Here is a 7,717-nt window from a genome sequence, read left to right on the forward strand (position 1 = left end):
CAGGTGGTCAATTACCTAATTTTCAGGGAAAAAGTCCCTGAATTTTCCCCCCGACCACTGCAAGGGCTGGCACTTTTTGAGGGGAAAAAAGTCTAAAAGTCTTATACAACAAGGTTTTTAGATTTATTCAGCAAACCCTAAGTAGCATTAATTGTGTTATGATTAAATAAAACAAGCTCTAATCTAGAAAAATGTTGACTCAATCTCCCCCCAAAACTCTCAGCTTAGAAGAATATCGTAATTTAGAAACTATAGCCGAGGTTAAACACGAATATCACGACGGGGAAATTATCGAGATGACAGGGGGAAGCATCAATCATAATAGTATTCTCATTAATCTGATTGTCCTGCTAAAATTAGCTTTAAGAGGAACTAATTATCGTCTTCAATCTAGCGATCTACGTCTATGGATACCCCAGTATAATCGCGGTTTATACCCAGATTTAATGATCATTGCGGGGGAACCATTATTTAGTGATAATCGCAACGATGAAATTTTAAATCCCTGTCTAATTATCGAAGTTTTATCCCCTTCCACCTCCAGTTATGATCGAGGTGATAAATTTCGTTATTATCGTTCTATACCCCAATTAAACCAATATCTTCGCGTCAGTCAAGGGGAGATACTAATAGAATCCTATAGCAAAACATCAGAAAATCATTGGTTACTGCAAGAATACATCCCAGCTAGGGGAATTATCTCTCTGGATTCCTTAGGAATTAGCTTAAATCTTGCCGATATTTACGAAGGAATTGATTTTAATCTCAACTCCTAACTTTAGCTATCTTTTAAGAAGACGTACTAAAAACAATTTTACCATCTTTTACCGCTACTAAACGCAAAGTTAAAGGTCCAGATGTATTCGTTTTACTAGCAGCAATTGCCTCAAGTGTCTCGATAGAATTACCCGACTTTTTGACTTGACCAATAAAGTTAACTACCGTAGTTAATAACCCATCTTCCACTTGAATTGACCCTAAAACTCCCGCACTTCTAGCGCGAAATTGAGCCGAAGCTAAAAGTAAATCTAAGCGCTTTTGTAGGTCTTCTTCTGTCATATTTTGGGGATCGATAGAAACGGCAGCGATTACCTGTTTCTCCTCAAAAACTCTTTGATTGGGAACCACATCAGCAAAGACACGAATCTCGCTTTCTCCTAAGACATAATTACCTGCTGAAAGGATTCTCACCACATATTCTTTACCGTCCTGTAATTGTTGACTTAACTGTTCTACCTGTGCTTTTGTGATCTTAACTAAACGCTGGTCAAAATTAGGCTGATTCGGTTGGGTAGCACGGATAGCATTTATATTCGCTTCTCGCAATAACTTATCAATAACAGCGACAATAGCTTGGGGATCAACAATACGAAAAGCTCCAAAAGATAATACCTGTCCCCGGAAAATAGCGATTTGTTTTTCCCGCAATTCTTGATAGGTTTGATAGTATTGTTCTAAAACTTCCACTTCCCGCTTAAGAAAAGCCATTTGGGTTTCTAAATCTTTTAATTTTCCCTCACGCTGTTCCAAAGCCAAATTTTTATCCACAATCGAGCGATCGAGTTCTCCAATACGTTGATCCCGGCGATCAATTTCTAGCTGTAGGGTTTTTTGTTGAGTTTCTAACTGTTGAAGTCGCGCTTGTCTAGCTGTTAATAACTTTTGTTGATTAGCCAACTCTTTATCTCTAACTTGAACGGTGGTTTGTAGTTGATTTATCTGACTAGAAAGAATTGATTTTTGTTGGAACAATTGATCCCGTTGACTGGTTAACTGTGCCTTTTGATTAGTTAAAATAACTCGTTCATTGTTTAAATTAGCCACTTCCTTCCGAAACTTTTCCAACTGTCCCGAAACTAATCGCAAACGTTGACGAGAAGCTTGATAATTTTTATTAAGAACCTCTAGACGTTTCTGCACAGCTATCTGTTCACTTTTAGCCGTTTTTAAAGCCTTTTCCACCTGATTTTTTTGTTCGGTGGTTTTTCTTACCTGACTTTCCAAATCCTTAATAGCGGCACGACGTTCATTTAAAAGACGATCCAGTTCAAAAACCCCTTGACGCAGGGATTTACTAGAAGCAAACAAGACAATTAAAGTCGAACCGGCGATCAAAATTCCCGTTACAATCGTCATTAAAGTTGCGGTTTGTTTCGGACGCAGATTAAATAAACGCATCCTTTTCTTACCGATACGACTCCCTATGCGATCGCCAACTGCCGCTATCAGACCACCTAAAACCACGATGGCCAAAACTAAAATATAAGCGCTAGTCATCCAGAATTTAAGTAAATTGTTGACTGAGAGCGACGGGATTATGGACAGTAATTTTCTTCTTGTAAATTGAGACCATTTCTTGATCCCGCAGCTCTCCCAATAAACGGGTGACAGTGACGCGGGTAGAACCGATCGCTTCTGCGATCGCTTGGTGAGACAATTTTAGGTCAACCCGGATGCCATCGGTGGTGGGAACCCCAAAATCACGACAGAGAATTAATAAAAAACTGACCAAACGCGAACCCATATCCCGGTGAGCCAAGGTTTCGATCATCATTTCCGTTTGCAGAATCCGCGAGGACAACCCCTGCAACATCAACATTGATAAATCGGGATTATTGCGGAGCGATCTTTCTACTTGCTCGATCGGGGCCGAGAGTAATTCTACCGGAGTAAAAGCCACGGCATGATAAAAACGATCCGATCGCTGACCGGTGAGTAAGGATAGCACACCAAAGACGCTATTTTCCCGCAGTAGAGCCACGGTAATTTCTTCTCCCGCTTCATAGACTCGCGATAACTTAACCGCTCCTTTAAGCAAAAAATAGACTCTTTCGGCCGGATCTCCCGGGAAAAAGATAGTTTTGCCACGCTCGAACAATTCCACCACCGGGGGGAAATTGCCGCTGCCGATTCGACGGAACACATCTGCTAGGGGTTTATCTTGTATTAATGATAAGTCCATCTCACATCCAAAAAAGGGGAAAATTGTTTTTATTATGCAACGAGTGTCACCTCTATTAAACATAACCGCTGCCTAAACTGGGAAAAGTTTTGGGCGCTTTTTGCCAGACAATGGGGAAGGGGTGATCATTGCTGCCCCCTTATCTGTATCCCTATTATACCGAATCTCGCTGGGGTCGGCTATTGGGGAGATTTTTGTAAGAGAAACGAGAACTATGTTAGATTTAACGGGAAAAAACGCCCTAGTGACAGGAATTGCCAATAATCGCTCGATCGCTTGGGGAATTGCCCAACAACTCCATCAAGCTGGTGCAAATATCGGTGTCACCTATCTCCCCGACGAAAAAGGCCGCTTTGAGAAAAAAGTGCGAGAATTGGCCGATGAACTTAATCCCGCTTTTTATGTCCCCTGCGATGTCCAAAATGACCAACAGGTAGAAGATACTTTCGCTACAGTGGCGGAAAAATGGGGCAAACTGGATATTTTGATTCACTGTCTCGCTTTTGCCGATAAAGAGGGTTTAACGGGCGATTTTACCGCCATTCCTCGGGAAGCTTTCACTAAATCTCTAGATATTAGCACTTTTTCCCTAACCCGTCTAGCGCGATCGGCTAAACCTTTGATGACGGAAGGGGGAAGTATTATCACTCTTACCTATCTCGGTGGTGTCAAGGTAATTCCTAACTATAATTTAATGGGGGTAGCAAAAGCCGGTTTAGAAATGAGTGTTCGCTATTTAGCCGCGGAATTAGGGGGCCAAAAGATCCGAGTTAACGGTATTTCCGCAGGTCCAATTCGCACCTTAGCATCTTCAGCCGTGGGGGGAATTCTTGATATGATCCATCATGTGGAAGAAATCGCGCCTTTACATCGCACGGTGACACAAATTGAGGTGGGAAATACGGCCGCTTTTTTAGCCAGTGATCTTGCTAGTGGTATTACCGGACAGATTATTTATGTAGATTCCGGTTACGAAATTATGGGAATGTAGTTTTATTCAGTTATTAGTTATTAGTGTCACGAGGTTCTGAAGGGGGATTTTTGACTTCTTTGGGGTTAATTGCGATCGGACTGAAGGTTCGTTTAGTTTTTTAACAATTTATTCCCTATTTTCAAGCAATTTCTCAATTATGCGGTGAGAAATGCGAAAATTAGTCTGTTGTAGTCGGGCTATAGTATCTGAAAGCTCGATTAAGCCTCGGCTTGATGCGTCGTCTAAAATTCCGAGAGTGCCAATAATAGGAATTCCCCGCTCGCTGGCAATTCGCCGACCCAAGCGTTCATCGATAATCAGCAAATCGGCGGGTAAGGTTTGAGCGAGGGTGATAGCGGCCTGTTCTCCGGGGTCGAGAATATTTAGGGTTTCATCAATCGTTTGAACAGCCTCAATGATAAGCCAAGAGGGTGGATTGGCGATCCATTGCTGAAGAATGGCCGGTGCATCTGCATCAAGCATTTCACCGCGAACCACATCGGGAATGATAATCTGTCCAAATAAGCGGGGGAATAGGTCGATCTGGTCAATGAGCAGTAAATAGTTGATAGGTGAGGTATCAGAAACGACTATCATAAAAGACTATGATCGTGTTTGTTGCGAAGTTGCTGAAGAGTCTTGCGATCGCTCTCTAGATCGACTTCATTGTAATGTAAATCGGCATCATGGTTTTTCAAAAAAGCATCCACCACCCAACGAGAAGATAGACCTAAAATACTTCCGACCTCGGCACTGGTGATTTTTTCCGCTCGGTAGGCCTGCACCACCAAAGCCTCTAAAATTTCACGGGGAAGATTATTGTAGTTGTAATGTTGAAGCAATTCATCGGGAATATCGATAGTAATTTTCATGATTTAGCTTCCTTTTTTTTGGGGTTTACTGATAATGTTTATAGAACATAGGTTGGATTGAAGCATGAAACCCAACGCCCCCATTCTACACCTTCTCAACAGAATTTAGTATAACTTTTGGATATGGATAAAGCTGGTATTCCTATTAGTTCGCTTCAAATAATTTCCAAATCTCTTTAATAGAAATATAGATACCGAGAACAGCACCTAGCAAAAGAGGGATTTGACTATCCGAGCCAAGGCATTTCTGAAAATTTTCATCGGTTAACACTTTATAGACCACCTTAAATAGTGTAAATGCAGTCCACAAAGTTAACCCAGAAACGAAAAGAATTTCTAGATAAGATTTATTGTTTCCCCGTCTTGGCTGTTTTTTTGTAACCAGTGCCACGCTTGCGGTAATGACCAAAGTTCCGATTAACAAAAGAAAGTTTTCAATGTTAACAATCTTCATCAAAAATTTATGCTGATTTTGTTTTTCTAAAGGTAATATACCATCCGCAGCCCGCCGCTAATATCGCACCAATAAACGCGCCGTAAACTCCCGCAATCGCTCCCCCTAGGGCCGCACCTCCCACCGTCACCACCATCAGGCGATCGGCTTTATCCCAAAATCGAGAAGAAGTAGCACCCCCCTTATCAAGGGGGAATCGGGCTAATTTTTGGGCAGTTTTTACCCAATCTTGGCTAGGAATAACATCATTAATAAATATGGTCTCGAAATCTAAACTATCGGGAAAAATGACGCTTAAACTTTTGGTGCATTCTTGGTTAGCATAGGCTGCGTCTAATTCTTCGATCGCTTTTTTATAAGCTTTTTCTAGGGGGGGATAATCCTTGATAAGTTGCCGCAATTGTGTTGCTGCCTGGGGTTGTTCTTCCCTTAGTAATCGTCTAATTGCTTCGAGCGATCGCTGTAGATATTCTGGCAAGGGTTCAGTCTGCTGTGCGAGGGCGATTAGCAGCGCTTCAAGATCGATAATTGTTTTGGGAATTTCCATAAGTTTAGTCCTGTCCAGTCAGGGTATAGGCTGCCCAATGGTAAGGATCGCTATATTCTGTTAGTTGATCTAGCCCTATTGTACTGCCTTCCTTCAAAGTATTCGCCGCCCTCACCTCCAGTCGATCGACCCCTTCCATTAGGGAGGGAAGTAGCCGAAGTTGCTCGATCCAGTCAGCTAGTTGCTGCCAAGTGATGTTTTTTAACCAATTTTGTGTATTTTTCAGAGCTAGAGCCGGGGATTCACCCGCTAATAATCTTTGATAAAAGTTAATCATAAACCAAGCACTAGAAATCTCCTTCACCGGCCAGAGGGTACTGACCACATTAGTCGCACCCGCTGCCCGGAAAGCACTGACGAGGCCGACGTATTCGGTGGTAATGCCATCCTTACCGGTGAGAGCAGTTTCACAGGCAGCCAGACAGACGAGACGGTAACTAGAGAGGTTCAGTCCGTTGATATCCCGGACGGTCAATAAACCATCGCTAAGGGCGATCGCAGAGGCTTGGGGGCGAAAAGAGTCATAAAAGCCGTGACCGGTGAAATGGAAGGTTTTATAGGCATTTTCGAGGGCTTTGCGGACATTTTCCCGTGAGGCCTTTTTCGGGCTAATTCTCGCGCTCGGTTGCAGGATATGGCTAATAATCGCCGATTCCAGTTGGGCGAAATCCATGGGTTTTTGCTCCGTTTTGGGGTCTTCGACACTGAGGAGGGGAGAATAGGAGAAATCGCCGGACTGGGGACGCAAACCAACCTGAGCAGAGGGGAGATAGGTAGCGGTGTATTTTTCGGGGAAGAGGGTATGTAGGGGGAAGCGGTGCAGATCCCGGTGGGGGATGAGAATGAGGGAATTAACGGAAACCGGCAAATGTGCGAGAATTTTATCGATCTGTAAAATCCGCTTTAATTGGGCAAAACAGTTGTTAAGTGACAATCTCCACGGATGATTTTGTTTATTCTCGGTTTCTTTTTTACTAGCATAGTCGCGGTATTGTTTATCCCATTCGGTTAACCAAGTCCGAAACTGTCGCGCCTGTTGATAACGTTGCTCTCTTTCCAGAATTACGGGATCAGCGTCTGCGGTGATAATAAAGGTGGTGAGATTGTCCTCGCTGAGATACCAGTAAATAATCGCCTTATTCGGACTTGTCAGGCTTTGGATGGTGGCATAATCGGGACTGGTGGGGTTTTCTTGCCAACTATCGAGAATCCAAGTCAAACAACGATTTTTATAAAATTCTGCCTGTTCAATTGCGTCTAGGGGATGATTTTCCTCGATCAGTAAATCGATTTCTAGGTGACTAAAACTGCTGAATTTGGCCTCAAAAGCGGGTTTATCGCCTTTCTGGGCGCGTAGTCGGTTGAAAAGGTCGCGTCCCTGTTGTTGATAGAATCGCGCTTGAGTGATTTCCTGTAGGGAAAGATGAGCGCGGATCAATCCTTGCAGAATTTCTAAATGATCTTCCGGGAAGTCTTTTTCGCTGAGAATCGGTAAAGCGATTTGATAATGTCGGATTGCTTCGCGCCAATAGGGACTAGCATTCTCTTTATATCGGGAATGTTCCAGATAAGCTTCCCCTAGATAGCGATAAATTTGCCCCCACGGAGGCGATCCTTGAATGAGGTGGGGAAGTGCCTCCCGGAGAGCGAAAATATGGGGTTCTCGGTCATTAAGGGCTACTATCGGTTTAGGATAAATGAGAGCTTCTAGACTAGGCGTAGAAATGCGATTTTTGCTCAGAGAACAAATGGCCCACCCTCGATTATCCCAAGCTTCATGCAAATCGGGTTTAAATTCTAAAGCTTGATCGTAGGATGCGATCGCTTCTTCATACCTTCCTAAGTTAACTAACGCAACCCCTCGGTTGGTCCAAGCTTCATGCTTATCGGGTTTAATTTCTAAAGCTCG

General features: G+C 43.1%; 9 protein-coding genes. 2 read left to right on the forward strand and 7 right to left on the reverse strand.

Translation table 11 applies throughout. The features are described from left to right. Window positions 1-191 precede the first annotated feature (191 nt). Window positions 192-776, forward strand: a complete 585-nt coding sequence (locus tag IM319_RS09155) for a Uma2 family endonuclease (RefSeq protein ID WP_287735364.1) — start codon at window positions 192-194, stop codon at window positions 774-776. A 13-nt stretch (window positions 777-789) separates the two neighbouring features. Here IM319_RS09155 and IM319_RS09160 read toward each other — a convergent pair whose 3' ends face one another. Together IM319_RS09160 and ntcA are read right to left on the reverse strand one after the other, a co-directional pair. Next, on the reverse strand, window positions 790-2,277 hold the full coding sequence (locus IM319_RS09160) for a DUF3084 domain-containing protein (RefSeq protein WP_287735365.1): 1,488 nt from the start codon (window positions 2,275-2,277) through the stop codon (window positions 790-792). A 7-nt stretch (window positions 2,278-2,284) separates the two neighbouring features. Next, a complete protein-coding gene (ntcA, locus tag IM319_RS09165) occupies window positions 2,285-2,962 on the reverse strand; it encodes a global nitrogen regulator NtcA (protein ID WP_002750097.1) in 678 nt (225 codons plus the stop codon). Between the two features lie 214 nt (window positions 2,963-3,176). Between ntcA and fabI the strand changes: the two genes are divergently transcribed. Continuing rightward, entirely contained in the window at window positions 3,177-3,953 is a 777-nt protein-coding gene (gene fabI / locus IM319_RS09170) for an enoyl-ACP reductase FabI (RefSeq protein WP_002760333.1), read from the forward strand. Between the two features lie 108 nt (window positions 3,954-4,061). Here fabI and IM319_RS09175 read toward each other — a convergent pair whose 3' ends face one another. The 5 genes from IM319_RS09175 to IM319_RS09195 all read right to left on the reverse strand — a co-directional run. Further along, window positions 4,062-4,532, reverse strand: a complete 471-nt coding sequence (locus IM319_RS09175) for a DUF3368 domain-containing protein (protein WP_002797557.1) — start codon at window positions 4,530-4,532, stop codon at window positions 4,062-4,064. Continuing rightward, a complete protein-coding gene (locus tag IM319_RS09180) occupies window positions 4,529-4,807 on the reverse strand; it encodes a UPF0175 family protein (RefSeq protein WP_287735366.1) in 279 nt (92 codons plus the stop codon). The genes IM319_RS09175 and IM319_RS09180 overlap by 4 nt, the downstream gene beginning before the upstream one ends. 145 nt (window positions 4,808-4,952) lie before the next feature. After that, window positions 4,953-5,261, reverse strand: coding sequence for a hypothetical protein (locus tag IM319_RS09185; RefSeq protein WP_287735367.1), 309 nt, complete (start codon window positions 5,259-5,261; stop codon window positions 4,953-4,955). A gap of 7 nt (window positions 5,262-5,268) precedes the next feature. Then, the gene (locus tag IM319_RS09190) at window positions 5,269-5,808 is read right to left on the reverse strand and encodes a hypothetical protein (protein WP_287685273.1); all 540 of its coding nucleotides are present in this window, start codon (window positions 5,806-5,808) and stop codon (window positions 5,269-5,271) included. A gap of 4 nt (window positions 5,809-5,812) precedes the next feature. After that, window positions 5,813-7,717 (reverse strand): CHAT domain-containing protein (locus IM319_RS09195; protein ID WP_287735368.1); only part of this gene is annotated, 1,905 nt, incomplete at its 5' end.

Origin of the sequence: Microcystis sp. M113S1, assembly GCF_020246945.1 — a bacterium.
Taxonomy (GTDB): domain Bacteria; phylum Cyanobacteriota; class Cyanobacteriia; order Cyanobacteriales; family Microcystaceae; genus Microcystis.

Excerpts from the sequence above, each read along its gene's own strand:
- IM319_RS09155 (WP_287735364.1), top strand. The coding sequence starts at position 192 with ATGTTGACTCAATCTCCCCCCAAAACTCTCAGCTTAGAAGAATATCGT.
- IM319_RS09160 (WP_287735365.1), bottom strand. The coding sequence starts at position 2,277 with ATGACTAGCGCTTATATTTTAGTTTTGGCCATCGTGGTTTTAGGTGGT.
- ntcA (WP_002750097.1), bottom strand. The coding sequence starts at position 2,962 with ATGGACTTATCATTAATACAAGATAAACCCCTAGCAGATGTGTTCCGT.
- fabI (WP_002760333.1), top strand. The coding sequence starts at position 3,177 with ATGTTAGATTTAACGGGAAAAAACGCCCTAGTGACAGGAATTGCCAAT.
- IM319_RS09175 (WP_002797557.1), bottom strand. The coding sequence starts at position 4,532 with ATGATAGTCGTTTCTGATACCTCACCTATCAACTATTTACTGCTCATT.
- IM319_RS09180 (WP_287735366.1), bottom strand. The coding sequence starts at position 4,807 with ATGAAAATTACTATCGATATTCCCGATGAATTGCTTCAACATTACAAC.
- IM319_RS09185 (WP_287735367.1), bottom strand. The coding sequence starts at position 5,261 with ATGAAGATTGTTAACATTGAAAACTTTCTTTTGTTAATCGGAACTTTG.
- IM319_RS09190 (WP_287685273.1), bottom strand. The coding sequence starts at position 5,808 with ATGGAAATTCCCAAAACAATTATCGATCTTGAAGCGCTGCTAATCGCC.